Consider the following 25,170-nt stretch of genomic DNA (forward strand, 5'->3'; position numbering starts at 1 on the left):
TGCTTAGGCCTTCCAGGACGGCAGCTTGTCGACGTTCAGGCCGTACTTGGCAATCGCCTCGGCCACCTTGGCCGCGTCGATCTTGCCTTCGTCGGCCAGCGCCTTCAGCGCGGCTACCGCAACGTAGTAGCGGTTCACCTCGAAGAATTCGCGCAGCTTCTCGCGCGAATCCGAGCGGCCGAAGCCGTCGGTGCCCAGCACCACATAGCGGCCCGGTACGTATTCGCGCACCTGGTCGGCGTAGTTGCGGATGTAGTCGGTCGCGGCGATAAACGGGCCGGTCGCGCCTTCCAGCACCTGGGTGATGTACGGCTTCTTGGCCGCCTCGGTCGGGTGCAGCAGGTTCCAGCGGGCGGCTTCCATGCCGTCGCGGCGCAGCTGGTTGAACGAGGTGGCGCTGTAGATGTCCGACGCGACACCGAAGTCCTTGGCCAGCAGGTCGGCCGCGGCGATCACTTCGTTGAAGATCGTGCCCGAACCCATCAGGTTGACGCGCAGCTTGCCCTCGCCGACCGACTTGAGCTTGTAGATGCCCTTCAGGATGCCGTCTTCCACGCCTGCCGGCATCGCCGGGTGCGCGTAGTTCTCGTTCATCACCGTCAGGTAATAGAACACGTCTTCCTGCTCGACGTACATGCGCTTCAGGCCGTCCTGGATGATCACCGCCACTTCGTAGGCGAAGGTCGGGTCGTACGACACGCAGTTCGGGATCAGGCCGGCCTGGATGTGGCTGTGGCCGTCTTCGTGCTGCAGGCCCTCGCCGTTCAGCGTGGTCCGGCCGGCGGTACCGCCGAGCAGGAAGCCGCGGGCGCGCAGGTCACCGGCCGCCCAGGCCAGATCACCGATGCGCTGGAAGCCGAACATCGAGTAGTAGATGTAGAACGGGATCATCGCGATGCCGTGGTTGGCGTACGAGGTCGCCGCGGCGATCCAGGAGCTCATCGCGCCCGGCTCGTTGATGCCTTCCTGCAGGATCTGGCCGTCGACCGATTCCTTGTAGAACATCAGCTGGTCGTGGTCTTGCGGCACGTAGTTCTGACCGACGTGCGACCAGATGCCCAGCTGGCGGAACATGCCTTCCATGCCGAAGGTACGCGATTCGTCCGGCACGATCGGCACGATCTGCTTGCCGATCTGCTTGTCCTTCACCAGCGTGCCCAGCATGCGCACGAACGCCATCGTGGTCGAGAATTCGCGCTCGCCCGAGTCCTTCAGCAGCGCGTCGAACGCCGACAGTTCCGGGACCGCCAGCGGGGTGGTCACCGGTTTGCGGGTCGGCAGGTAGCCGCCCAGTGCCTTGCGGCGGGCGTGCAGGTACTGCATCTCCGGGCTGTCGTCGGCCGGCTTGTAGAACGGTACCGACTCCAGCTGCTCGTCGGTCAGCGGGATCTTGAAGCGGTCGCGGAAGTGCTTGATGTCTTCCACGTCCATCTTCTTCTGCTGGTGCGAGATGTTCTGCGCCTCGCCCGACGCACCCATGCCCTCACCCTTCACGGTCTTGGCGAGGACCACGGTCGGCTTGCCGCCGTTGTTGTTAACGGCGTCGTAGTAGGCGGCGTACACCTTGCTCGCGTCCTGGCCGCCACGGCTCAGCGCCCAGATCTCGTCGTCGGTCATGTCGGCGACCAGCTCGAGCAGCTCCGGGTATTTGCCGAAGAATTCCTTGCGCACATAGGCGCCGTCTTTGGACTTGAAGGTCTGGTAGTCGCCGTCGACGCATTCCATCATGCGCTTCTTCAACAGGCCGGTGGTGTCCTTGGCGAGCAGCGCGTCCCACTTGGCGCCCCATACCACCTTGACCACGTTCCAGCCGGCGCCTTTGAACTCGCCTTCCAGTTCCTGAATGATCTTGCCGTTGCCGCGCACCGGGCCGTCGAGACGCTGCAGGTTGCAGTTGATCACGAACACCAGGTTGTCGAGGCCTTCACGCGCGGCCACGCCGATCGCGCCCAGCGATTCCGGCTCGTCCATCTCGCCGTCGCCGCAGAATACCCAAACCTTGCGATTCTTGGTCTTGGCCAGGCCGCGGTCTTCCAGGTACTTCATGAAACGCGCCTGGTAGATCGCCATCAGCGGGCCCAGGCCCATCGACACGGTCGGGAACTGCCAGAAGTCCTTCATCAGCCACGGGTGCGGGTACGAAGACAGACCCTGGCCATCGACTTCCTGACGGAAATTGACCATCTGGTCTTCGGTGAGGCGACCTTCCAGGAAGGCGCGAGCGTACACGCCCGGTGCGGAGTGGCCCTGCACGTACACCAGGTCGCCGCCGTGCTCTTCGGTCGGCGCGTGCCAGAAGTGGTTGAAGCCGATTTCATACAGCGTCGAGGCGGACTGGAACGAGGCGATGTGACCGCCCAGGCCCTTGTCGTTGCCCTTGTTGGCACGCACCACGGTCGCCAGCGCGTTCCAGCGCACCAGGTTCTTCAGGCGCTCCTCGACCTTCGGGTCGCCGGCCAGCGGCGCCTGCTTGTCGGTCGAGACGGTGTTGATGTAGGCGGTGGTCGAGCCCATGTCGACGTCGGCGCCGCCTTTGCGGGCGCGGTCGACCAGCTGTTCGAGCAGGTAGTGGGCACGTTCCGGACCGTCCGATTCCAGAACGGCGGCCAGGGAGTCCAGCCAGTCACGGGTTTCTAACGGATCGATATCGCTAGGAAAGGTTGCAGCCATCTCTCATCCTTAACTTTGGAGGCGATGAAGACCGGTGATCGACCGGTTTCACCTTTAGTTATTGCCACTCGTAATCGCTGGGCGGCGGCATCGTCGGGAATTATCAGCGAACAAATTCGCAAATATTATTTTCGTTTTTGAAAAACTACGCACGGCGAGTCGAGTGTAAAACGGCGCCGTTTCGCAACGGAATAGGTCGCTAGGGCAATCACTCGAAAAACAACGTTTTCACGCCGATGCTGCGCTGCAATATGTTGTATTTTTGCGAGAGCCTGACGGATTTCACACAAAATCGGAAAGTATTTCCATCGCGAGGAAAAGTCCGCCCGGCGGGCCTTGCAGGCTGCAAAATAACGCGACGGCGCATTCAGCGCAAGCGTTCACTTTCGCACTTAAACGTTCGCTTTGAGCTAGTGATGCCGCGATGGCGGCGCAGGCACGGTTCAGCGCGCCTTCTTGCCGTCGGCCTTGATGCGCGCCGCAAGCTCGCGCTGGCGGGCCTCGAGCGAGGAGCGCAGGTAGAAGTCGTCGCCGGGCGCGGCGGCGGCGAGCTGGTACTGTTCGAGCGCGGCGTTGTCGCGTCCTTCGAAGTAGAAAGCGTTTCCGAGCGCGGCGTGGTAGCGCAGCGGATCGCGGTCGGCGTAGAGCTGGGCCTCGCGCCGGTACAGCTCGGGGTCGTTCGGCCAACGTTGCTGTTGCTCCTTCAGCCGCGCCAGCGCCTCACCGCGCGGGCCGGCGCCGATCAGCGTGTCGAGCTCGCCGTAGATCAGCGGGCGGGCGCTCGGGTAGGCGGCCAGCCCCTTGCGGTAGCGCGCCAGCGCGCCGGCGCTGTCGCCGCCGGCGCGGACGATCTCGGCGCCGAGCGACACCTGCATCTCGCTGTCCGGCAGCAGCCGCTCGGCCTGCCGGAGCGCGCCGCGCGCGCCGGCCACGTCGTGCGCGGCGAGTCTGGCGCGGGCCAGGCCGTAGTACTGCGCACCCTCGCTGAGGAACTGGCGATTGGCGAGCGCGCTCTGGTAGAAGCGGATCGCCTCGTCGGGGGACAGCTGTTCGGTGCGCAACTTCTCGCGCACCAGCAGGTAGTCGGCGCTGTCGGCGCGCATCCGCAGCGGGAAGCCGGCGGCACGGTCCTGGCCCTCGCTGATCCGCTCGACGGTGACCGGGTGGGTGCGCAGGAAGGCCAGCGCGTTGTTGTCGTTGTAGCGGTTGGCGTTCTGCAGCCGCTCGAAGAACACGGGCATCGCACGCGCGTCGAAGCCGGCGTCGGCCAGGTACTGCATGCCGACCCGGTCGGCCTCGCGCTCGAAGTCGCGGCTGTACGACAGCTGATTGGACAGCGACAGGCCGATGCCGGCGTTGATCGCGCCGAAGGTGGCGTTGCCGTTGCCGGTGCCGGCCGCCAAGGCGCCGGCGACGATCGCCGCCAGAACGAGGAGCTGGTTCGGCGCGCTGGCCGCCTTCATCCGCGCCATATGGTGCTGGGTGACGTGGGCGGTCTCGTGGCCCAGCACCGACGCGAGTTCGGCCTCGCTCTGCGTCGCCAGCACCAAGCCGCGGTTGACGCCGATGTAGCCGCCCGGCATCGCGAAGGCGTTGATGCCGCTGTCGTCGACGGCAAAGTAGGTGAAGTGCATGCCCGGCATCTGCGCGCCGGCCGACAGCTTCTGGCCGAGCTGGTTGAGGTAGGCGTTGACCTCGGCGTCGTCGATCACCAGTTCGGATTCGCGCATCGCGCGAAACGCGTCGCGGCCGATCTGCGCCTCGTCGGCGCCGGACATCGAGGCGGCCGAGACGTCGCCGAGGTCCGGCAGGTCGGCGTGGACCGGGGCGATAGCGACGGCCAGCAGGGTGGCCAGCAAGGCGGCAGGCAGGAATGAGCGCATGAGCTCTATCATAAGGCCGCCGTCGGGAAGTTGCAGGGTTTCGCGCGAGCCCGCCGTCCGGCGGCATGCTAGATCACCGGGCTAGATCACGTAATCGGTCGGCTCGCCGCGGCAGGCGCGCCAGGCCTCTTGGGTAGACAGGTACAGCCGCCCGGCGAAGCGCGCCGCCAGGCCGCCGCGCTCGAGCACCGCCAGCACCGGCCCCTTCACCTCGGCGAGCGACAGCCCGACACCGTGCGCCGCCAGCGTCGTGTCGAGCCGCTCCAGCATCGTCAGCGCGGTCGCGTCGACCCGGTTCACCGCGCTCATCACCAGCACCAGCCGGCGCACGTCGGGCCGTTCGACCAAGCTCTGCCACAACGCCTCCTCGACCCGGCGCGCGTTGGCGAAGAACAGGCTCTCGTCGATGCGCAGCAGCAGCACCTGCGGCAGCGTCTCGACCCGGAAGCGCTGCACATTGCGGAAATGCTCGCTGCCCGGCAAGCGCCCCAGCTCGGCGATATGCGGCCGCCCGGCGCGCGCGAGCCAGCTGCCCAGCGACAGCAGCACGCCGGCGACGATGCCGGTGTCGACGCCGAGCAGCAATACCGCGGCGAAGGTCGCGACGAAGCCGGCCGCATCGGCGCGGTCGACCCGCCAGGCGCGCCGCAGGGCGGACAGATCGACCATCGGGGCGACCGCCACCACGATGGTCGCCGCCAGCACCGCGAGAGGCAGCCAGGCCAGCGCCACGCTGGCCCAGACCATCACCCCCAGCATCAGCGCCGCGGTGAGCAGCGACGCCAGCTGCGACTGCGCGCCGGCCTCGGCGTTGACCACCGAGCGGGAGAGCCCGCCGGTGACCGGCAGCCCGGCGAACAGGCCGGCGCCGACGTTGCACAGGCCCAGCGCCACCAGCTCGCGGTCCGGGTCGACCGGTTCGCCACGGCGCGCCGCCAGCCACTGCACCACCGCCAGGCTCTGCACGTAGTTGACCAGCGCGATGAAGAACGCCGGCAGCACCAGTTCGGCCAAACGGTCGCCCGCCGCCGGCCAGTGCGGCAGCGGCAGGCCGGCCGGCACCGCGCCGACCAGCGGCAAGGCGTGCGCCAGCCCGAGCAGCGGCACCGCCAGCAGTGCACCGAGCACGGCGAGCACCGGCGCCGCCCGCGCCGCGAACCGTGCCGCGCCGGCCGGGACGCCGAACCGTACCAGCCCCATCGCCAGATAGCGTCGCGCCAGCCACAGCCAGACTAGCGTTGTGACGCCGAACGCCAGCGCCACCGGGTTGGCCGACGCGACGCTGCGCCACAGCGCCGGCAGCAACGTCGTCAGCGTCGAGCCGCCGCCGTGACCGCCGGCGAGCGGCACCAGCTGCGACAGCACGATCAGCAGCGCCGACGCGCTGGTGAAGCCGGCCAGCACCGGCGCGGACAGGAAGTCGGCCAGGAAACCGAAGCGCAGCACGCCGAGCAGCAATAGCATCGCGCCCGCCAACAGCGCCAGCCATGCCGCCAGCGCCAAGGCCTCGGCGGGGCCGGCCGGCGCGAGCCGCGCCAGCGTCGCGGCGGTGAGCAAGGAGGTCACCGCCATCGGCCCGACCGACTGAGCATGGCTCTTGCCGACCAGCGCGTAGATCACCAGCGGCACCACGCTGGCGTACAGGCCGGTCTGCGCCGGCAGGCCGGCGAGCAAGGCGTAGGCGAGACCCTGCGGCACCAGCAGCAGCGTCACCACCAGTGCGGCGGACAAATCGCCCGCCAGCCAGTCGCGCCGGTAGCCGGTCAGCCAGGCCGGCAGCCAACGGTTCACGCGCGCCTCCGCTCATAGCCATGGAACAGCGCCATGCCGGCAAGCATCGCCACGACGAACAGCCCCGCCTTGGGTGCCAGGGTGCCGACCAGCACCAGCGCCGGCCCCGGACAGACACCGACCAGGCCCCAGCCGGCGCCGAACAACAGGCTGCCGAGCAGCAGGCGCGGCGTGATCGCCCGTGCCGTCGGCAAGGCGAGCGGCCCGCCGAGCGCGGCCCGGCCCCGACGGCGCGCGATGGCGAGGCCGACCCCGGCCACCGCGATCGCATCGACCATCACCAGCGCCAGGCTCGGGTCCCAGGCACCGGCCAGATCGAGAAAACCCAGCACCTTGGCCGGGTCGCTCATGCCGGCGACGATCAGACCGATACCGAACAGCAGCCCGGCCCCGAAGGCCGACAGCAGACGTCGCATTGCAAACCCCTTCACGCCAGCACGTGGCGCAGCAGATAGACGGTGGCGAAGCCGGCCGCCATGAAGCTGACGGTCGCGACCAGCGAGCGCGGCGAGCGACGTGCCAGGCCGCACACGCCGTGGCCGCTGGTGCAGCCGCCGCCGAGCCGGCTGCCGCAGCCGACCAGCAGGCCGGCCACGATCAGCAGCGCGGGCGAGGCGCCCAGCTTGGCCGAAACCGCATAGCCGCTCACCAGCCAGACACCCAGCGGCGCCAGCAAGAGGCCCAGCACGAACACCAGCCGCTCCGACCAGTCTCCGTCCCACGTCAGCAGGCCGCCCAGCAGCCCGCTGATGCCGGCGATGCGGCCATTGGCGAGAATCAGCCAGCTCGCCGCCAGGCCGATCAGGCCACCGCCGAGCAACGCCGACACCGGCGTGAACATCGCCCAGGCAATCGCCATCTCAGCCTCCCGCCCCGGCCGGGGTCGCGCAGAACAAGGCATGCAGCGTGGCCAACAGCGCCAGCGCCTCACCGCTCGCCACCCGGTAATAGATCCACTTTCCGTCGCGGCGGGTGCTGACCAAGCCCTCGTTGCGCAGCACGCCGAGCTGCTGCGACAAGGTCGGCTGGCGGATGCCGGTGAGCTGTTCGAGCTCGGACACGGTCTTTTCCGCCTCGACCAGCTGGCACAGCAACAGCAGCCGGTCGGTGTTGCCGAGGCTTTTCAGCAGCGCCGCCGCCTCGTCGACGTGGCGCCGCAATGACTCCAGTTGCTCCATAGCGCTCTCTTTAAACTGGGGCGCAGCCTGCCCCGCTAAGCTATAAGTCCAGAGGGATTAATGCTCAAACATTATATTTTTTTATATACTGTACATCAATAGACCAACTCACCCGGAGTGTCGCATGGCGTGCGCCGCGATCCAGTCCTTCTTCGACCCGGCCACCGGCACCTACAGCCACCTGGTCTACGACCGGCCCGGCGGCCACGCCGCGATCGTCGACCCGGTGCTCGACTACGACGCGGCCAGCGGCCGCACCGCGACCCGCGGCGCCGACCGGCTGCTCACCGCCCTGGCCGAGCAAAAGCTGACGCTCGCCTGGATTCTCGAGACGCACACGCACGCCGACCACCTGTCCGCCGCCGCCTACCTGAAGCGCCGCGCCGGCGGGCGCACCGGCATCGGCGCGCGGATCACCGAGGTGCAGCGTCAGTTCGGCCCGCTGTTCGCCCTCCCAGCCGCGGCACTGGAGCCGCAGCCGTTCGACGCGCTATTCGACGACGGCGAGCGCTTCCGCGTAGGCACGCTCGAAGCGGAGGTCATCGCGCTGCCCGGCCACACCCCGGCCGACATCGGCTACCGGGTCGGCGACGCGGTGTTCGTCGGCGACACGCTGTTCATGCCCGACGTCGGCAGCGCGCGCTGCGACTTTCCCGGCGGCGACCCCGCCACCTTGTACCGCTCGGTGCGCCGGCTGCTCAGCTTGCCAGGCGACACCCGGCTGTACCTGTGCCACGATTACCCGCCGCCGGGGCGCGCGCCGTGCCCGGTCAGCACGGTGGCCGAGCAGCGTTCGGCCAACCTGCACCTGAACGACGCCATCGACGAGGCGAGCTTCGTCGCCCTGCGCCGCGCGCGCGACGCCACGCTCTGCACGCCGACGCTGCTGCTGCCCGCCTTGCAGGTGAACATCCGCGCCGGCGAACTGCCGCCGGCCGAGGCCAACGGCGTGCGTTACCTGAAAATTCCGCTGAATCTCATGTAGACTTGGCTTCATGTTCAACCACTTAGGCGCCGGCGCCCCCGCTGCCGCCTGACGCGAATGGATCCTTCACCGCTGCCGCCGGCGCCCCGCCAACTCGTCCACGAGCGCGGCGTGCCGGCCTTCGGCATGTACCAGGGCGTGGTCGAAACGCTGTCCTGGTCCTCCCTGAAAATCCCGCCGCTGCAGCGGCTGACGCGCAAGCTGCACCACAAGCGCTGGCAGTACGCCGCGCTGGCGCACGAGGCCTACTTCATCGGTATCGCGATCGTCGACGTCGGCTGGACCGGCACCGCCTTCGCCTACCTGTTCGACCGCGAGCAAGGGCGGGTGGTGGCGAGCTTCTCGGCCAACGGCCTGCCCGGTGTGTCGGCGCATCTCGAGGACAGGGCGTTCGGCGATGCCACCTTCCGCACCGGCCGCGAGCGGCTGGCGTTCCGCCGCGCCGGCGACCGGCTGGAGCTGACGGTCAACTGCCGCGAGCTGAAGCTCGCCGCGCATATCGACCTGTCCGGCACCCCGCCGGTGATGGCGGCGATTGCCCCGGCCAACTGGCTGGCGCATTCCACCCACAAGAGCGGCGGCCTGGCGGTATCCGGTTTCATCGACGCGGCCGGCCGCCGCTACTCGCTGGACGGCGCGGTGGCGAGCCTCGACGCCAGCAACGGCCTGCTCGCCCGCGACACCCGCTGGCGCTGGGCCAGCGCGCATAATCGCGAGCTGGGCTTCAACCTGCAGTCGGGCTATATGGGAAATGCGGAGAACGCGATTTGGCTGGCCGGCCGGGTGATCCGGGTCGGCGAGGCGAGCTTCGACTACGAGACGGCCAACCCGCTGGCGCCGTGGCGGATCGCCACCGGCGACGGCCTGGTCGAGCTGACCTTCACCCCGGAAGGCGCGCGACGCGAGGACAAGCAGCTGCTGATCGCCGCCAGCCGTTACGTCCAGCCGATCGGCACCTTTGCCGGCCGGCTGACCGACCCGACCAGCGGCACCGTCTACCCGATCGACCGCCTGCTCGGCGTCACCGAGGATCACCGCTCGCGCTGGTAAGCGGCTGTGATACGATGCGCGCCGACTAGAGTTTTGCATCTAAAGGAGAAGTTTAATGGGCGTATTGACCGAAATGCTCGAACACAACCGTACCTTCGTGGAAAACCGCGAGTACGAGCAATTCGAGACTGATAAATACCCGGACAAGAACCTGGCGGTGGTCGCCTGCATGGACGCCCGCCTGGTCGAACTGTTGCCGAAGGCGATGGGCCTGAAGAACGGCGACGCCAAGCTGATCAAGAACGCCGGCGCCTTGGTCACCCACCAGTGGGGCTCGGTGATGCGCAGCCTGGTGGTGGCGGTCTACGAGCTGGGCGCGCAGGAAATCTGCGTGGTCGCGCACCGCGACTGCGGCATGAACGCGATCGACTCGGCGCGCATCCTGGCGGCGGCCGAGGCGCGCGGCGTCAGCCACGACACCATCGGCACGCTGCGTGATGCCGGCATCGACCTGGAAGGCTGGCTGAAGGGCTTCGACAAGGTCGAGGACAGCGTGCGCCACACCGTCAGCGTGATCCGTTCGCACCCGCTGATCCCGAAGGACGTGCCGGTGCACGGCCTGGTGATCCACCCGGTGACCGGCCAGCTCGAGCTGATCGTCGACGGCCGCGCCGCGCTGCCGCAGAAGGCCGCCGCCTGAGGCATGGCGTCCGGCATCGGCCTGTTCGGCGGCACCTTCGATCCGATCCACTCGGCCCATCTGCGCTTGGCGCGTGCCTTGCGCGACGAGCTGCATCTGACCGAAGTGCGGCTGATCCCGGCCGGCAACCCCTACCACCGCGCCCAGCAACCGGGCGCCGACGCACGGCACCGGCTGGCGATGGTCGAGGCGGCGATCGCCGACGAGCCGGGCCTCGTCGCCGACGACCGCGAGGTGCGCCGCCGCCGGCCGGCGTACACGGTCGAGACGCTCGAGGAGCTGCGCGCCGAGCTCGGCGACAGCGTGCCGTTGTGGCTGTTGATCGGCGGCGACTCGCTCGCCGGCCTCGACAGCTGGCAGCGCTGGCAGGACATTTTTCGGCTCGCCAATCTGGCGGTGGCGCTGCGGCCGGGCTTTTCGGCCGACGCGCTGCCGACGGCGGTGGCGCAGCAATGGCGGACGCGGCAAGTGCCTGATTTTCCAAATCAAGCCGCCTCGGGTACAATCCGCGCCTTGACTTTGCCGCCGGTGGACGTTTCCGCCACCGCGATCCGCGCCCGACTGCAGGCCGGCGGCCCGGCCGACGGGCTGGTGCCCGACGCCGTGCTCGCCTACATCGCCCGCCACGGGCTGTACCGCTGAAGCCTTGAGCAAAGGCGCATCGCGGCGGCAACCACCGACTCTGGAAGACCTATGGAAGACGTAAACGCAATCGCCAAACTGGCCATCGAAGCCCTCGAAGACGTGAAGGGCAAGGACATCGTCGAGCTGTCCACCGCCAACCTGACCTCGCTGTTCCAGCGCATGATCATCGCCACCGGCGACTCCAACCGCCAGGTGAAGGCGCTCGGCCGCAGCGTCGAAGCCAAGCTGAAGGAAGCCGGTGCCGACATCGTCGGCGCCGAAGGCTTCGAATTCGGCGAATGGGTGCTGGTCGACGCCGGCGACGTGGTGGTGCACGTGATGCTGCCGGCCGTACGCGACTACTACGACATCGAGGCGCTGTGGGGCGGCGAGAAGCCGTCGTTCCACACCAACGCTAAGCCGTGGAACGCCGCGCAGCAGTAAGCACGGCTCATAGCCACTCGACAGGCCGGCCATGCCGGCCTGTTTGCATTGGGACAAGCGATGAGAATCACCATTCTGGCGGTCGGTACCAAGATGCCACGCTGGGTCGACGAAGCGTTCGCCGACTACGCCAAGCGCTTCGGCCGCGACATCACGCTGGAACTGAAGGAAATCAAGCCCGAGAAGCGCGGCGGCGGCGTCACCGCCGAGAAGGGCATCGCGGCCGAACACGCCCGGCTGGTCGCGGCGCTACCGCCGCGCGCCCGGCTGATCGTGCTCGACGAACGCGGTAAGGCGCTGACCTCGATGAAGCTGGCGGCCGAGCTGAAAGACTGGCTCGCCGACGGCCAGGACATCGCGCTGGTGATCGGCGGCGCCGACGGCCTGTCCGACGAGCTGAAACAGCGCGCCGACCTGCTGTTGCAGCTGTCGGCGATGACGCTGCCGCACGGCATGGTGCGGGTGATGTTGGCCGAACAGCTGTACCGGGCGGTGTCGATCCTGAACAACCACCCCTACCACCGCGAGTAAGGCTGCGACAATCGGTCGCAGCCCCACGCCATGGCGGCTCGCTAGAATAGCCCTCCTACATTCAAGAACTATTCTTATCTTGCACAGGAGACATTCGATGCGCCACACCGCCCTGTTCGCGCTGGCCCTCACCGCCGGCGGCACCGCCCACGCCCACATCACGCTGGAAACCCCTCAGGCCGAAGCCGGCAGCTTCTACAAGGGCGTGCTGCGGGTCGGCCACGGCTGCGACGGCTCGGCCACCACCGGCATCCGGCTGATCGTACCGGCCGGGGTGCAGCAACTGAAACCGATGCCCAAGCCCGGCTGGACGCTGGCGGTGCAGAAGGACAAACTCGCCACACCGTACGACTACTACGGCGAAACCGTTCGCGACGACGTCAGCGTAGTGAGCTGGAGCGGCGGCAAGCTGCCGGACGCGTTCTACGATGAGTTCGCCTTCCGCGCCCGGCTGCCGGCCACGCCGGGTGAGACGCTGTACTTCAAGGTCGAGCAGCACTGCGCCAAGGGCGAGACCCGTTGGGTCGACATCCCGGCCGCCGGCCAGGACCCGCACGCGCTGAAGACGCCGGCCGCCGCGCTGAAGCTGACCGCCCCGGCCGCGACGCACCCGCACTGAGCGGAGCCTGCATCCCAAGTGCGTGGAAATGACAAAGGCTGCCTCCCGGCAGCCTTTGTCAGTTCATCAAGCAACGAGCGTCAGCCCTTGTGGAACAAGCCTTTGATCAGATCCCAGCCGTGTGACAGCAAGTCGCCGCCGCCCTCCGGCACTTGGCCGTTCGGCGTCAACTTGTCGACCACCTGCGGCAGATACTCGGACAGCCCTTGCGACAGCTGCTGCGGGTCGAGGCCGAGCTTGCCAGCCAGCGTGTTGATCTGCTCGTTGCCGAGCACCTGCTGGATCTGCTCGGCCGACACCGGCTGGTTCTCGCCGGTGCCGACCCAGGAGCCGACCACGTCACCGAGGCCACCCTGCTGAAATTTCTCGACCAGGCCGGACACGCCGCCGTGGCTTTCCAGCAGACTGCCGACCGCACCGGCCATTCCGCCCTGCCCTTCACCGCTGCTACCGGACAGCATCCCGGTCAGTTGATCCAGAAGTCCCATAGTGTCACCCGTTTAAGTTAGCACTGCACCAGATCGACGACGCACCAGCAAAAACTGGCACATCACCATAAAAATCAATATGATAGCGAATTTCCCGCTTACCGGATCCCGCCGATGCGCCTGCTATTCGCCACCCTGTTCACCGTCCTCACGCTGCTGTCGGCCGCCGTTCACGCCGAGGTGTGGGGCTACGTCGACGGGCACGGCGAAGTGCATCTGGCCGACCGCCAGCTCGACAAACACTACCAGCTGTTCACCCGCTCCGGCGCACTCGGCGCCGCCGCGCCCTCGGCGAAGGGACTGCCGCCGGTCACCACACCGGCCGTCTCGGCGGCGCGCGCCGCACCGTACCGCCGGCTGGTCGAACAGACCGCCCGCGAATACAGCCTCGACCCGGAACTGCTGCACGCGATCATCACCGTCGAATCCGGCTACGCCCCCGGCGCGGTGTCGCCCAAGGGCGCGGTCGGGCTGATGCAGGTGATGCCGGCCACCGGCGAGCGCTTCGGCATCACCGCGCTCGACAACCCCAAGGCCAATCTGCGCGCCGGCAGCCGCTACCTGAAATTTCTCTTGGCACAGTTCAACCAGGACCTGCCGCTGGTACTGGCCGCCTACAACGCCGGCGAAGGCGCGGTACAACAATATCAAAACAGCATACCGCCGTTTCCGGAAACCCGCGACTACGTCGCCAAGGTGCTGGCGGTGTACCAGACCCGCACCGGCACACTGACCACCCGCCCGGGCCACCGTGGCGGCCGGGTCAGCGCCACCATCGCGCCAGACCAGCCGCTCTGACGCCGGGCTCCCGCGACACCGACGATTTCACGTTACAAAAGCTTGATTTGACCGCCGCAAGCCGCCGAAAATCTGGGGCCGTCACCGCTGCTGACGCAACAGTCTGCCCAGCGCCTCGGCCAGCTCCTGGTAACTACAGCGCTCGTCGAACACCCCGAGTACACCCGGGTAGGCATCCGGCTGCTGCAGCATCTGATTGGCCTTGCGGCTAATGATGGTATAGACGTGCAATTCCTGCCCGTCCCAGCGCACAATGCCGGCCTCCGGCGTGCGTTGCAGCGCGTCGATGGCACGGTAGATGGACTGCTCCAGCGCGGCCGTGCCGGCTGGTGGCTCAGGAGTCGGCGGCATCGTGAAGGCTCTTTCAGCTGGAAAGGGGCAGCTGTTGCGTTCTTTGTTTCTAGCCCAGCCCCGCCAGGCTGACAAGCCGTTGTTTCCCATGAAAAAACGGCTCGCCATGCGAGCCGTTCCCATTTTCCTGCCCAACCCTGCCTAGCGGGCCAAGTCCAGCGCCAGCCGTCGCAGCGTCACCCACGCCTCTCCGGCATCGACCCCCTTGATCTGCCGGTCGACCAACGCACAATCGGCCAGCGCCTGCATCAAGCGGCGCGGCCCGACCCGGCGCAACGCCGGTTCGGCCAGATTCTGCCGCGCGCCCCACAGCCGAAACTCGCGCGCCAGATCGCGCAGCTGGCGGCCGTCCTTCAGGCCCTGGCGCAGTTTCAGCAGGGCGCGCACGTCTTCGGCCAGCGCCCACAGCACCAGCACCGGCGCTTCGCCTTCCGCCTCCAGGCCGTCGAGCATCCGCGCGAGGCGTGGCGCGTCGCCGGCCAGCCACGCCTCGGACAGGCCGAACACGTCGAAGCGCGCCACATTGGCGACCGCGGCGCGTACCTGGTCGAGCGACAGCTCGCCCGCCGGGTAGAGCAAGGCGAGCTTGTCGACCTCCTGACGGGCGGCGAGCAGATTGCCCTCGACCCGGTCGGCGAAGAAGGTCAAGGCCTCGTTCGACAGGCTCTGGCGCTGTCGCTTCAGCCGCCCGGCGATCCAACCGGGCAGCGCCTGGCGGCCCACCGGCTTGGCCTCGATCACCTGCGCCCTGGCCGCCAGCGCGGTAAACCACTTGCCGGACAGCTGGGCACGCTCGAGCTTGGGCAGCACGATCAGCGTCACCGTGTCGGCCGGCGGCGCCTCGGCCAGCCGAGCCAGCGCCTCGCCGCCCTCGGTGCCCGGTTTGCCGTTCGGGATGCGGATCTCCAAGAGCTTCAGGCTGGCGAACAGCGACACGCTGCTCATCGCGTCGCGCAGGCGCGACCAGTCGAAGCTGCCCTCGACGGTCAGCACCTCGCGCTCCAGGTAGCCGGCGCCGCGCGCGGCGGCGCGGATCGCGTCGGCCGCCTCGAGCGCCAGCAGCGCCTCGTCGCCGTGGATCAGATAGAGCGGCGCGAGCTCGCGGGCGAGCGCGCCGGACAGCGCCTCAGGGCTGAGAGACGGCATTGGCGGGCGCGATGCTCTGCGGGCCGAACGGCGGCAGGTTCTCCGGCCGCTTCAGGTAGGACAGGCGCCGCACCAGCTGATCGGCCGCGTCGTTATACATATCGGTCCACAGCAGCGCCTCTTCCTGGTCCTTGCCGAGCACCGCGTTGTCCGAGTAAGTCAGGCTGCGCCGTACCGTGGTGGTCAAGTCCGGTCCGAGCTGTTCCCCCCTCAGCGTCACCCGGGCGGTCACCCGATAGATCAACAGGTATTCGTTGATCTTGCCGCCGCTATTGATGGTCTGAATATCCTTGCTGGAATGCTCGCCGACGATCGTCATCACCGCTTCGGCCGACTTGGCGTCCTTCGTCAGCGCCAGGTTCGGCGTGCGAACCAGCGCGGTGCGCAGCGGCCCTTCGATATTGCCCTTGCCGTCGAGGAACAGGCTCGCGAACGGCAGCGGCCGGAGCTGCCCGCCCAGGCCCTTCAGGTGGAAGCCGCAGGCACTCAGGACCAGCGACAGCAGCAGCACGCCGATCAGGCGCAGAGATGTAATACTCATGCATTCCCCAAGAAACAAAAGGCCGGGAAGCCCCGGCCCGTAGTCATCAGAACAATCAGACGACGATGTTGATCAGGCGCCCCGGCACCACGATCACCTTCTTCGCCGGCTTGCCTTCCATGAACTTCTGCACATTGTCGTTGGCCATCGCGGCCGCTTCGATCGCCTCCTTGCCGGCGTCGGCCGGCACGGTGATGCTGCCGCGCAGCTTGCCGTTGACCTGGATCACCAGCTCGAGTTCGCTCTTCACCAGCGCACTCTCATCGACCTTCGGCCAGGCTTGCTCGAGTAACAGGCTGCCCGGGCGCAATTCACTCCACAGCGCCTCGGTGATATGCGGCACGATAGGCGCGAGCACGATCACCACCGCCTCCAGCACTTCCTGCGCCACGGCGCGGCCGGTGGCGTCGCTCTTGTCGGCCTTGTCGTAGACGTTCAACAGCTCCATCACCGCGGCGATCGCGGTGTTGAACTGCTGGCGACGGCCGTAATCGTCGGTCACCTTCTGGATGGTGCTGTGCAGCTTGAAGCGCAGCTCCTTCAGCGCAGCCGACAGCTCGCCGCCCTGCCAGGCGTCGACAACGCCGGCTGACACATGCTCGTACACCACTTTCCACAGCCGCTTGAGGAAGCGGAACGCGCCCTCGACACCGGCGTCCGACCACTCCAGGCTCTGCTCCGGCGGCGCCGCGAACATCTCGAACAGCCGCGCGGTGTCGGCACCGTACTTTTCCATGAACTCGGTCGGGTCGACGCCGTTGTTCTTGGACTTGGACATCTTCTCGACGCCGCCGATCAGCACCGGCTCGCCATCGACACAGTGACGGGCGGCGATGATCTTGCCCTTGCCGTCGCGCTCCAGGTTCACGCACTGCGGGGCGATCCAGTCCTTGGCACCGTTGTCGAGCTCGCGGTAGAACGTTTCGCAGACGATCATGCCCTGCGTCAGCAGGCTCTTGAACGGCTCGTCCGACGACACCAGGCCCTCGTCGCGCATCAGCTTGTGGAAGAAGCGCGCGTACAGCAGGTGCAGGATCGCGTGTTCGATGCCGCCGACGTACTGGTCGACCTGCAGCCAGTAGTCGGCCGCGTGCTTGTCGACCATCGCGGTGTCGCAGTTCGGACTGGCGTAGCGGGCGTAGTACCAGGACGACTCGACGAAGGTGTCCATCGTGTCGGTTTCGCGCCGCGCGGCGCCGCCGCACTTCGGACACGTGGTCTCGTAGAATTCCGGCATCCTGGCGAGCGGGCTGCCGGCGCCGTCCGGCACCACGTCTTCCGGCAGCACCACCGGCAGCTGGTCTTCCGGCACCGGCACGTCGCCGCAGGTGGCGCAGTGGATGATCGGGATCGGGCAGCCCCAGTAGCGCTGGCGCGAGATGCCCCAGTCGCGCAGCCGGTACTGGGTGCGCTTGGTGCCGTGCTGCTGCGCGGTGAGATCGCTCACGATCGCGTCGAACGCCGCCTGGTAGCCGAGGCCGTCGTACTTGCCGCTGTTGACGGTCACGACCGACTCGTCCTTGGCGGCGTACCAATCTTTCCACTCGCTCGTGTCGAAGTCGTTGTCGTCGGCGGCCTTGCCGATCACCTGCTTGATCGGCAGCGCGTACTTGTTGGCGAACGCGAAGTCGCGCTCGTCGTGGCCCGGCACCGCCATCACCGCGCCTTCGCCGTAGCCCCACAGCACGTAGTTGGCCACCCACACCGGCAAGCGTTCGCCGCTCAGCGGATGGGTGACGAACAGCCCGGTCGGCAGGCCCTTCTTCTCCATCGTCGCCATGTCGGCCTCGGCGACCGAGCCGGCCTTGCATTCGGCGATGAACGCCTGCAGCTCGGGGTTGCCTTCGGCCGCTTGCGTCGCGAGCGGGTGCTCGGCGGCGATGGCGACGTAGGTCGCTCCCATCAGCGTGTCCGGACGGGTCGTGTAGACCTTCAGCTCACCGCCGTGATGGATGCTGGCCGCGTCGTACGGGAACACGATCTCGGCGCCGTAGCTCTTGCCGATCCAGTTGCGCTGCATGGTCTTGACCTGTTCCGGCCAGCCGGGAAGCTGGTCGAGGCTTTCCAGCAGCTCGTCGGCGTACTGGGTGATCGCGAAGTAGTACATCGGGATCTCGCGCTTCTCGACCAGGGCGCCGGAGCGCCAGCCGCGGCCATCGATCACCTGCTCGTTGGCGAGCACGGTCTGATCGACCGGGTCCCAGTTCACGACGCCGTTCTTCTTGTAGATCACGCCCTTTTCGAACAGGCGGGTGAACAGCCACTGCTCCCAGCGGTAGTAATCGGGCTTGCAGGTGGCGATCTCGCGGTCCCAGTCGAGCGCGAAGCCCAGGCTCTGCAGCACCGAGCGCATGGTGTCGATGTTGTTGTACGTCCAGGCCGCCGGCGCGCCGCCGCTCTTCATCGCGGCGTTCTCGGCCGGCAGGCCGAACGCGTCCCAGCCCATCGGCTGCAGCACGTTGTAGCCCTGGAAGCGCATGAAGCGCGCCAGCACGTCGGTGATGGTGTAGTTGCGCACATGGCCCATGTGCAGCTTGCCCGACGGGTACGGGAACATCGACAGCGCGTAGTACTTCGGCCGACTGGCATCCTCGACGGCTTTGAAGACCTGGTTCTTGGTCCAGTACGCTTGCGCGGCGGTTTCCACCTCGCGCGGGGAGTAGTGTTCGTGCATGTCCGAATCCGGCAGTTATTCAGGAAATTCAAATCATTGGGGCGATTATATCGGCAAACGGCGCCCGACGGGACGCCGGGCCGTGTTGCAAGCGGCCATGTCAACTGCGTGAAAAGCGACTTAAATACAATTTCGGGAGCCGCATTGCTGACGGCGCCATGCCGCTATCGTCATAATCGACCAACTAGTAACGTCAGAAAGGATGTTCACCATGCTCTTCAAAACGGCATTGCATACCCTGTTTGGCTCGTTACAAGGGGAAACCTTCCAGATCCACTACTGGGACGGCGAAGACCGCCGCTACGGCGACGGTTCGGAAACCGCCTTCACGCTGCGCTTTCACCGCGAACCCCCGCTGCATTTGGAAAACCCGCTGATCTATCTCGGCGAGTGTTATAGCGACGGCGTCTACGACATCGATGGCGACTGGAACGCGCTGTTCAGGCTGATCGAAGCCAACAAGACGCGGCTGATTCCGGACGCGGTCGGCCGCACCCTGCAGCGTGTCGGCGGCACGCTCGGCCGCCTCAAGCGCCACCAGAAGGACAACATCGCCCACCATTACGATCTCGGCAACGCCTTCTACCGGCTGTGGCTCGACGACACGATGTGTTACTCGTGCGCATTCTTCCGCCACCCCGACGACTCGCTCGAACAGGCACAGTTGAACAAGGTCGCGCTGTGCCTCGACAAGCTCGGCGTCACAGCGGGGATGCGGCTCTTGGACATCGGCTGCGGCTGGGGCCAACTGGCGATCGCCGCCGCCGAACGCGGCGCACGGGTGGTCGGCCTGACGCTGTCCGAGGAGCAGGCGGCCGGCGCACGGATCCGCGTCGCCGAGCGCGGCCTGTCCGACAAGGTGGAAATCCGCCTGATGGACTATCTCGACCTCGACGGCAACGTCGAGCGCTTCGACCGCATCGTCAGCGTCGGCATGTTCGAACACGTCGGCCGCGCCCACTACACCGACTTCTTCGACCGCGCGGTCGACAGCCTGGAGCCGGGCGGTTTGATGCTGTTGCACTCGATCACCGCGCTGCACGACGAGCCGACCAATCCCTGGGTCGACAAGTACATCTTCCCGGGCGGCCAGATCCCGTCGCTGGCAAATATCGTCAATCAGCTGGCCGGCCACGACCTGCATCTGTTGCACGCCGAGAGCCTGCGCCTGCACTACGCGCGCACGCTGGAACACTGGCTGGAGCGCTTCAACGGCGAGCACGACGCGGTCCGCGCGCTGTTCGACGAGCGCTTCATCCGGATGTGGACGCTGTACCTGAAGGGCTCGGCGGCCAGCTTCCGCTCGGCCGACCTCGACATCCACCAGTTCCTGTTCAGCAAGGGGCTCAACAACCATCTGCCGCGGCAGTGGGGCCACCTCTACCATCCCGGCGAGACAGCGCCGCACTGGTAGACCCGGAGCACGCCCTGCCCGTTCTTGGGTGCTGCAAACACAAGAGCTTGGCCGAACGCCGTTCGGCCAAGCTCTTGTGGGAAAAATCAGCACCGGGAAGCCGGGATCCCGCTCAGGCGCAGACCTTCACCCCCCAGCCCTGGCGGCCGCGGTAGCAGGAGAAGTCCTCGCGGACCGTGTCGATCTGCCACAGCCCCTGCCCGTTGCGGTGCAACTGCAGCCGCTGACGCACGCCCTTCACGCTGTCGTCCATCAAGCCTTCGCGGATCACCGTGACGTCGGCGCGGTCGAACGCCTCCGGCGCGCTGTGCTGCTCGATGGTCAGTGTGCGGTATTCGAAGCGGCCGTCCTCGCCGAGCCGGTTCCTCACGAAACCGGTCACCACCTCGACCGGCAGCTGGCCGGGCTGGCCGACATAGGGAAGGCGGCCCTCGTCGGTGTAGGCGCACGCCGGCAGCGCCAGCGTGGCGCGGATCACTGCGGCGGTGGTTCGGTGCAGTCGGACCATGGATTTCCTTTCGCGTGAGGACCCGCTGACAGACCGGAAATAGCCGCCAGGGTTCGCTTTACAGCATCCGTCGCAAGGTGTTGTCCCTCTGGAACAGGTGGTGCCACAGCGCGGCGCCGGCGTGCGCGATCACCAGATACAACAGCGCGAGGCCGAGCGTCTCGTGCACGTCCTTGATGCTGGCCGACAGCGCCTTGTCGGTGCCGATCAGCGTCGGCAGCGTCCAGCCGAGAAAACTCACGGCCTTGCCGCCGGCCTGGATGAACAGGATGCCGAGCAGCGGCAGCGCCAGCATCGCGGCGTAGAGCGCCAGGTGCATCAGGCTGGTGAGGCGCTCCTGCCAGCGCGGCGGGATCGGCCGAATCGCCGGCAGCGGCGACACCAGCCGCACCAGCAGCCGCGGCAGGAGCAGCGCCAGCACCGACAGGCCGACAAAGATGTGCGCGGCCGACAGGAAACCGCGCTCCGGCGTGCCCTTGGCAAAGAAACCCTTCGAATAGATGAACGTCCAGGCACAGCCGATCGCCAGCGCCATCAGCCAGTGCAGCACGCGCAGCGCCGGACGGGCCCGGTCGGAAGCGGGGAAAACGGTTCGGTTCATAGCGGGGCTCCTCGGGCAACGAATCGGGGGACGCGGCCGTTGGCCGGGCGCGTTCACGATACATAGCCTAAGCCGACCCGACTTATGTTGAGCTTAAACAGGAGCTGGGCATTTCCCGCTCAGCGCAGCAAGGACCAGAGCATCTCGCTCGCCATCACCAGCATCAGCAGCGCGAACAGCTTCCTCAGCCTCGCCACCGGCAGCCGGTGCGCGAGCCTGGCGCCGAGCGGCGCGAACAGCACCGTCATCACCATCAGCGCCAGCGTCGCCGGCAGGTAGACGAAACCGAGCGAACCCCACGGCAGCCCCGTCACCTGCCAGCCGCTGACCAGGTAGCCGAGCGCGCCAGACACCGCGATCGGCCAGCCCAGCGCGGCGCTGGTCGCGATCGCGTTGCGCACCGGCACATTGCACCAGCTCATGTACGGCACGCTCATCGAGCCGCCACCGATACCGACCCAGCTCGACACCATGCCGATTAGCGTGCCGGCGCCCCACTGGCCGGCGTGGCCGGGCATGTCGCGTGCCGCCGGCGGCTTGACGTCGAACAGCATCTGTAGGCCGATCAGGTAAGCATACGCCACGAAGAACCACTTCAAGCCGTGGCTGGGTAGCCAGCCGGCGATCTGGCTGCCGAGGAAGGTGCCGACCACCATCGCCGGCGCCATCGCGCGCACGATGCGCCAGTCGACCGCGCCCTTCTTGTGGTGGGCGCGCACGCTGGAAAAGCTGGTGAACACCATCACCGCCAGCGAGGTGCCGACCGCCAGGTGCTGGACATGGTTACCGCCCAGTTCCGCCGCGCCGAGCACCCATACCACCACCGGCACGATCACCAGACCGCCGCCGACGCCCAACAGGCCGGCGAGAAAACCGGCCAGCACACCGCAGCCGAGCAGGACGCCGAACAGACCGAGCGACAGCATCAGCCCGGCTCCCCGACGATCAGCGCCCATTCGGCCGGCGTCACCGGGGTGATAGACAGTCGGTTGCCGCGCTTGAGCACCTGCATTTCCTCGAGGCCCGGGATCGCGCGCAGCATCGCCGGCGGCATCAGCGGCAGCGTGCGCTCGTACGCGACGTCGACGCCGAGCCAGCGCGGTGCCTCGCGGCTCGATTTCGGGTCGTAGTAGGGGCTGTCCGGCTCGAACTGGGTCGAGTCCGGATGCGCCGCCGCGACGATGCGCACCACCCCCGCCACCCCCGGCTCCGGGCAACTGGAATGCCAGAACAGCGCCAGGTCGCCGACCCGCATGCCGTCGCGCATATAGTTGCGCGCCTGGTAGTTGCGCACGCCGGTCCACTCGAACGCCTTGTCCGGCGCGGCGGCCAGGTCGTCGATCGACAGGTCGTCCGGTTCGGACTTCATCAGCCAATAGTTCATTGCCGGGATCGCTCGGAATGGGAAGAGGTACGGCCGAAGCGGAACAAGCCACGCTCGGTCACCAGCGCGTCGAGCGGGATGTCCCACGGCTCGCGCGGCACCGCCGCGACCCGCTGGCACTCGAACGCCACGCCGACCACCAGCGGACCCAGCAGGTGGCGGCGCCGGAACGCCAGCGTCGCGTCGTAGAAGCCTCCGCCCTGGCCGAGCCGGTAGCCGTCGGCGTCGACGCCGACCAGCGGCACCAGCAGCACGTCGAGCTTCTCGGCGCGCAGCATCGGGCCCTCGTACTCGGTGATGCGGTAGCGCGGATTGACGTACCAGCCGTCGGGATCCGGGCCGAGCTTGGAAAACCACAGCCGCCGCGCGCGGATCGGGATCACCGGCAGGAACAGCTCGGCGCCGCGAAACAGCGCCGCGCTCATCAGCGGCTCCAGGTCGAGCTCGGTCCCGGCGGCGAGGTAGGCGCCGACGCGCCGGCCGCGGCCGGTCAGCCGCGCGGCGTGGCGCGCCACCGCATGGGCGGCGGCGTGGCGGTAGCCCGGCGCGAGCCGGGCGCGGGCGCGCCGCAACTCGCGGCGCAGGGCAAACTTGTCGGTAGTCATGACCGGACGATAGCGCGAAAGCGGCATGTAAAAAAGCCACCGTGTTTACACGGTGGCTTGGTGCGGGGTCTCCCCGCGAGTGTCGTTCGGGCAAAATTCGCTTGAACCCTAGACATCAGGGAGGCGACCGGCCGGATGTATCGGGCGCACCCACAAGGGACGCGACTCACCCACATCCTCAGAGGCTAGTGCCAAAGCGAACATATTGGTTCAAAGGAATTTATGCGCCTTCACGTGCACCGCAGGGAGATTTAAACCTAGTCGGTGGCCAGCTTAAAACAAGGCCTGCTGGCTCGAACGAAGCGCCTCGTCGGCCGCTTCGCCCATGGAACGTATTTTACGCTGGAACGCCGCCATCTCCAAGCCATCGCCGACTTTTGTTTTCAACAGGTCGTGCGCGATGTTCAGCGCCGCCATGATCGCGATCTTGTCGGCGTCGACGATGCGGCCCTGACCCTGGATCGCCTCGACCTTTTCACCGAGCAGCCGCACCGCCTCGAGCAGCGTATCGCGCTCTTCCGGCGGGGTGGCGATGGTGAAGGTGCGGCCCATCAGCGAGACTTCGACCTGAACCAGATTGCTCATGCCTCGTCCTCCTGTCTGGGCAGCCGCTCGATCAGCGCCGCCACCTTGAACTTGGTGTCTTCCAGCCGGAACGTCAGCTCGGCGTTTTCCTTCAACGCCTGCGCCAGCGCCTCGGCCAGCCGGGTGTTCTGGTCGTGGACCTCGGTCAGCCGATCGATCAGCGCGGCGACGCGGGATTCCAGATACTCAAGTTCGGTTTCCATGGCGGCGAGAATAGCCAAGCCTTAACCGGGCGTCAAACCGAGTCGCACCCGCGCGCCGTCGAGGGTGCGGCAGACCGCCTCAGCCCCGTCGACCAGCCGCGGCCCGGGGCGGCTGACCAGATCGGCGGGCAAGGCATAGAGCGCATCGCGCTGCACCGCCGGGATCGCCGCCCAGCGCCGCCAGTGCGAGAGCGCTTCGAGCGCGCCGGTGGACAGCAGCACCTGCGGCCGCGCCTTGATCACCGCCTCCACGCTGACCTGCGGTGCCGGCTGCGGCTCGGCGCCGAACACGTTCACCCCGCCGCACAGGCGCACCAGCTGGCCGACGAAGCTCTTGTCGCTGACGGTGTAGAGCGGCTGCTCGCTCACCTGCAGGAACACCGACAGCGCCGGCCGGCCGGCGTAGCGCGCCTTGAGCGCGGCGAGCTGCGCCCGGTAGCGCGTCGCCGCCTCGCCCGCGGTCGCGGCGTGGCCGGTCAGCGTGCCGAGCGCCGTCAGCTCGCGCGCCACGTCGTCGAGCTGCAAGGGCCGCGACACGTACACCGGGATGCCCAGCGAACGTAGCCGGGCGACGTCGCGCGGCGCGGTGCCATCGGCCCACGCGATCACCAGGTCGGGCTTCTGGCGCAGCACCGCCTCCAGGCTGACCCCGGTGTAGCCGCCGACGCGCGGCAGCCGTTTCGCCTCGGGCGGGAAATCGGCGTAGTTGACGGTGGCGACCAGCTGGGGGCCGGCGCCGGCGGCGTACAGCATCTCGACCGCGTGCGGCACCAGCGCCACCACCCGCTCGGCCGGCCGGGCCAGCGTCAGCGTGCTGCCGACCGCGTCGCGCACGCTGACCGCCGCCTGCGCCAGCGGCGCCAACAGCAGCGTCAGTGTCAGCCAACACCGAAGCCCGCTCATCGTTGCCCCTTCAAATGCAGCGGCAGGCCGCAGGCGACCAGCGTGACGCGGCGGGCGAGCGCCGCCACGTCCTGGTTGAGCCGGCCCAGTTCGTCGACGAAGCGGCGCGTCTCGGCGTCGATCGCCACCACGCCCCAGCCGATCTCGTTGCTGACCAGCACCACGTCACCGGGCAAGGTCGGCAGGCTCTCCAGCAGCGCGGCCCGCTGTTCGGCAAATGCCGCCGCGTCGAAGCCGGCTGCACCGAAGAAGCGCATCAGCCACATCCCCAGGCAGTCGATCAGCAGCAGCCCATCCGGTCGCGCCGCGCGGGTCAGCGTTTCAGCCAAGGTTTGACCCGCCTCGTACAGCGGCCAAGACGCCGGACGGCGTGCGCGGTGATGTTCAATGCGTGCGGCGAACTCGGCGTCGTCACGCACTTCGGCGGTGGCGACGTAGCCGACCGGCCCGGCGTGCGCCAAGGCCCTCTCCTCGGCGTGACGGCTCTTGCCCGAGCGGGCGCCGCCGCTGATCAGCTCGATCATGTGCTTTGTCTCCAGATTGGCACAGGGCCT

At 67.6% G+C, this 25,170-nt stretch carries 29 protein-coding genes and 1 other RNA gene; 9 read left to right on the forward strand and 21 right to left on the reverse strand.

The annotated features are described in order from the left end of the window. Positions 1–3: 3 nt before the first annotated feature. The 6 genes from aceE to ACZ2IA_RS11700 all read right to left on the reverse strand — a co-directional run bounded on the left by aceE (position 4) and on the right by ACZ2IA_RS11700 (position 7,522). Positions 4–2,670: a pyruvate dehydrogenase (acetyl-transferring), homodimeric type gene (gene aceE / locus ACZ2IA_RS11675; protein WP_470292751.1), complete on the reverse strand. Its 2,667-nt coding sequence runs from the start codon at positions 2,668–2,670 to the stop codon at positions 4–6. A 443-nt stretch (positions 2,671–3,113) separates the two neighbouring features. After that, positions 3,114–4,553, reverse strand: a complete 1,440-nt coding sequence (locus tag ACZ2IA_RS11680; protein ID WP_470292752.1) for a M48 family metalloprotease — start codon at positions 4,551–4,553, stop codon at positions 3,114–3,116. 81 nt (positions 4,554–4,634) lie between these two features. Then, positions 4,635–6,344: a SulP family inorganic anion transporter gene (locus ACZ2IA_RS11685; RefSeq protein ID WP_470292753.1), complete on the reverse strand. Its 1,710-nt coding sequence runs from the start codon at positions 6,342–6,344 to the stop codon at positions 4,635–4,637. Beyond that, positions 6,341–6,760, reverse strand: coding sequence for a DUF6691 family protein (locus tag ACZ2IA_RS11690; protein WP_470292754.1), 420 nt, complete (start codon positions 6,758–6,760; stop codon positions 6,341–6,343). Before ACZ2IA_RS11690 ends, ACZ2IA_RS11685 begins: the two co-directional genes overlap by 4 nt. Positions 6,761–6,771: 11 nt before the next feature. After that, positions 6,772–7,203 carry a YeeE/YedE family protein gene (locus tag ACZ2IA_RS11695; protein WP_470292755.1) on the reverse strand — a complete coding sequence of 144 codons (432 nt, stop codon included), beginning with the start codon at positions 7,201–7,203 and terminating at the stop codon, positions 6,772–6,774. A 1-nt stretch (position 7,204) separates the two neighbouring features. After that, on the reverse strand, positions 7,205–7,522 hold the full coding sequence (locus ACZ2IA_RS11700) for an ArsR/SmtB family transcription factor (RefSeq protein WP_470292756.1): 318 nt from the start codon (positions 7,520–7,522) through the stop codon (positions 7,205–7,207). A gap of 124 nt (positions 7,523–7,646) precedes the next feature. Between ACZ2IA_RS11700 and ACZ2IA_RS11705 the strand changes: the two genes are divergently transcribed. The 7 genes from ACZ2IA_RS11705 to ACZ2IA_RS11735 all read left to right on the forward strand — a co-directional run bounded on the left by ACZ2IA_RS11705 (position 7,647) and on the right by ACZ2IA_RS11735 (position 12,415). Beyond that, positions 7,647–8,507 (forward strand): MBL fold metallo-hydrolase, encoded by an 861-nt coding sequence (locus ACZ2IA_RS11705; protein ID WP_470292757.1) that lies wholly within the window; start codon positions 7,647–7,649, stop codon positions 8,505–8,507. 57 nt (positions 8,508–8,564) lie between these two features. Beyond that, entirely contained in the window at positions 8,565–9,557 is a 993-nt protein-coding gene (locus ACZ2IA_RS11710) for a DUF2804 domain-containing protein (RefSeq protein ID WP_470292758.1), read from the forward strand. 55 nt (positions 9,558–9,612) lie between these two features. Then, positions 9,613–10,197 (forward strand): beta-class carbonic anhydrase, encoded by a 585-nt coding sequence (locus ACZ2IA_RS11715; RefSeq protein ID WP_470292759.1) that lies wholly within the window; start codon positions 9,613–9,615, stop codon positions 10,195–10,197. Between the two features lie 3 nt (positions 10,198–10,200). Continuing rightward, a complete protein-coding gene (nadD, locus tag ACZ2IA_RS11720; RefSeq protein WP_470292760.1) occupies positions 10,201–10,839 on the forward strand; it encodes a nicotinate-nucleotide adenylyltransferase in 639 nt (212 codons plus the stop codon). A 51-nt stretch (positions 10,840–10,890) separates the two neighbouring features. After that, positions 10,891–11,265, forward strand: a complete 375-nt coding sequence (gene rsfS / locus ACZ2IA_RS11725) for a ribosome silencing factor (RefSeq protein ID WP_470292761.1) — start codon at positions 10,891–10,893, stop codon at positions 11,263–11,265. Between the two features lie 60 nt (positions 11,266–11,325). Beyond that, entirely contained in the window at positions 11,326–11,796 is a 471-nt protein-coding gene (rlmH, locus tag ACZ2IA_RS11730; RefSeq protein ID WP_470292762.1) for a 23S rRNA (pseudouridine(1915)-N(3))-methyltransferase RlmH, read from the forward strand. 97 nt (positions 11,797–11,893) lie between these two features. Then, positions 11,894–12,415: a YcnI family copper-binding membrane protein gene (locus tag ACZ2IA_RS11735; RefSeq protein WP_470292763.1), complete on the forward strand. Its 522-nt coding sequence runs from the start codon at positions 11,894–11,896 to the stop codon at positions 12,413–12,415. A gap of 80 nt (positions 12,416–12,495) precedes the next feature. Here ACZ2IA_RS11735 and ACZ2IA_RS11740 read toward each other — a convergent pair whose 3' ends face one another. Next, the gene (locus ACZ2IA_RS11740; RefSeq protein WP_470292764.1) at positions 12,496–12,903 is read right to left on the reverse strand and encodes a YidB family protein; all 408 of its coding nucleotides are present in this window, start codon (positions 12,901–12,903) and stop codon (positions 12,496–12,498) included. A gap of 114 nt (positions 12,904–13,017) precedes the next feature. Here ACZ2IA_RS11740 and ACZ2IA_RS11745 point away from each other — a divergent pair, with 114 nt between their 5' ends. Beyond that, positions 13,018–13,701, forward strand: coding sequence for a lytic transglycosylase domain-containing protein (locus tag ACZ2IA_RS11745; RefSeq protein WP_470292765.1), 684 nt, complete (start codon positions 13,018–13,020; stop codon positions 13,699–13,701). 81 nt (positions 13,702–13,782) lie between these two features. Here the strand turns inward: ACZ2IA_RS11745 and ACZ2IA_RS11750 are convergent, their stop codons facing one another. From ACZ2IA_RS11750 to leuS, 4 genes are all read right to left on the reverse strand, one after another. Next, entirely contained in the window at positions 13,783–14,052 is a 270-nt protein-coding gene (locus ACZ2IA_RS11750; RefSeq protein WP_470292766.1) for a hypothetical protein, read from the reverse strand. 141 nt (positions 14,053–14,193) lie between these two features. Then, entirely contained in the window at positions 14,194–15,198 is a 1,005-nt protein-coding gene (holA, locus tag ACZ2IA_RS11755) for a DNA polymerase III subunit delta (protein WP_470292767.1), read from the reverse strand. Next, positions 15,179–15,739, reverse strand: coding sequence for an LPS-assembly lipoprotein LptE (locus tag ACZ2IA_RS11760; RefSeq protein WP_470292768.1), 561 nt, complete (start codon positions 15,737–15,739; stop codon positions 15,179–15,181). The genes holA and ACZ2IA_RS11760 overlap by 20 nt, the downstream gene beginning before the upstream one ends. Before the next feature lie 55 nt (positions 15,740–15,794). Further along, a complete protein-coding gene (gene leuS / locus ACZ2IA_RS11765) occupies positions 15,795–18,413 on the reverse strand; it encodes a leucine--tRNA ligase (protein ID WP_470292769.1) in 2,619 nt (872 codons plus the stop codon). 211 nt (positions 18,414–18,624) lie between these two features. On the opposite strand from leuS, the gene ACZ2IA_RS11770 reads away from it, so the two are divergent. Beyond that, positions 18,625–19,827 carry a class I SAM-dependent methyltransferase gene (locus tag ACZ2IA_RS11770; protein ID WP_470292770.1) on the forward strand — a complete coding sequence of 401 codons (1,203 nt, stop codon included), beginning with the start codon at positions 18,625–18,627 and terminating at the stop codon, positions 19,825–19,827. Between the two features lie 112 nt (positions 19,828–19,939). On the opposite strand, the gene ACZ2IA_RS11775 is transcribed toward ACZ2IA_RS11770, so the two are convergent. From ACZ2IA_RS11775 to cobU, 10 genes are all read right to left on the reverse strand, one after another. Continuing rightward, positions 19,940–20,335, reverse strand: a complete 396-nt coding sequence (locus ACZ2IA_RS11775) for a hypothetical protein (RefSeq protein ID WP_470292771.1) — start codon at positions 20,333–20,335, stop codon at positions 19,940–19,942. 58 nt (positions 20,336–20,393) lie between these two features. Next, positions 20,394–20,936, reverse strand: a complete 543-nt coding sequence (locus tag ACZ2IA_RS11780) for a cytochrome b (protein WP_470292772.1) — start codon at positions 20,934–20,936, stop codon at positions 20,394–20,396. 119 nt (positions 20,937–21,055) lie between these two features. Further along, a complete protein-coding gene (locus tag ACZ2IA_RS11785) occupies positions 21,056–21,862 on the reverse strand; it encodes a sulfite exporter TauE/SafE family protein (protein WP_470292773.1) in 807 nt (268 codons plus the stop codon). After that, positions 21,862–22,320, reverse strand: a complete 459-nt coding sequence (locus ACZ2IA_RS11790; RefSeq protein WP_470292774.1) for an EVE domain-containing protein — start codon at positions 22,318–22,320, stop codon at positions 21,862–21,864. Before ACZ2IA_RS11790 ends, ACZ2IA_RS11785 begins: the two co-directional genes overlap by 1 nt. Further along, complete coding sequence (locus ACZ2IA_RS11795; RefSeq protein WP_470292775.1) at positions 22,317–22,925, reverse strand: 5-formyltetrahydrofolate cyclo-ligase; 609 nt, start codon at positions 22,923–22,925, stop codon at positions 22,317–22,319. Before ACZ2IA_RS11795 ends, ACZ2IA_RS11790 begins: the two co-directional genes overlap by 4 nt. A gap of 66 nt (positions 22,926–22,991) precedes the next feature. Continuing rightward, positions 22,992–23,176, reverse strand: a non-coding RNA gene (gene ssrS, locus ACZ2IA_RS11800) — 6S RNA. Positions 23,177–23,198: 22 nt separating this feature from the next. Then, complete coding sequence (locus tag ACZ2IA_RS11805; RefSeq protein ID WP_470292776.1) at positions 23,199–23,510, reverse strand: cell division protein ZapA; 312 nt, start codon at positions 23,508–23,510, stop codon at positions 23,199–23,201. Then, entirely contained in the window at positions 23,507–23,713 is a 207-nt protein-coding gene (locus ACZ2IA_RS11810) for a hypothetical protein (RefSeq protein ID WP_470292777.1), read from the reverse strand. Before ACZ2IA_RS11810 ends, ACZ2IA_RS11805 begins: the two co-directional genes overlap by 4 nt. A gap of 21 nt (positions 23,714–23,734) precedes the next feature. Then, the gene (locus ACZ2IA_RS11815; RefSeq protein ID WP_470292778.1) at positions 23,735–24,616 is read right to left on the reverse strand and encodes a cobalamin-binding protein; all 882 of its coding nucleotides are present in this window, start codon (positions 24,614–24,616) and stop codon (positions 23,735–23,737) included. Next, positions 24,613–25,140, reverse strand: a complete 528-nt coding sequence (gene cobU, locus ACZ2IA_RS11820; RefSeq protein WP_470292779.1) for a bifunctional adenosylcobinamide kinase/adenosylcobinamide-phosphate guanylyltransferase — start codon at positions 25,138–25,140, stop codon at positions 24,613–24,615. Before cobU ends, ACZ2IA_RS11815 begins: the two co-directional genes overlap by 4 nt. Positions 25,141–25,170: the final 30 nt, after the last annotated feature.

The organism is Crenobacter sp. CS_VA4, from assembly GCF_055597485.1.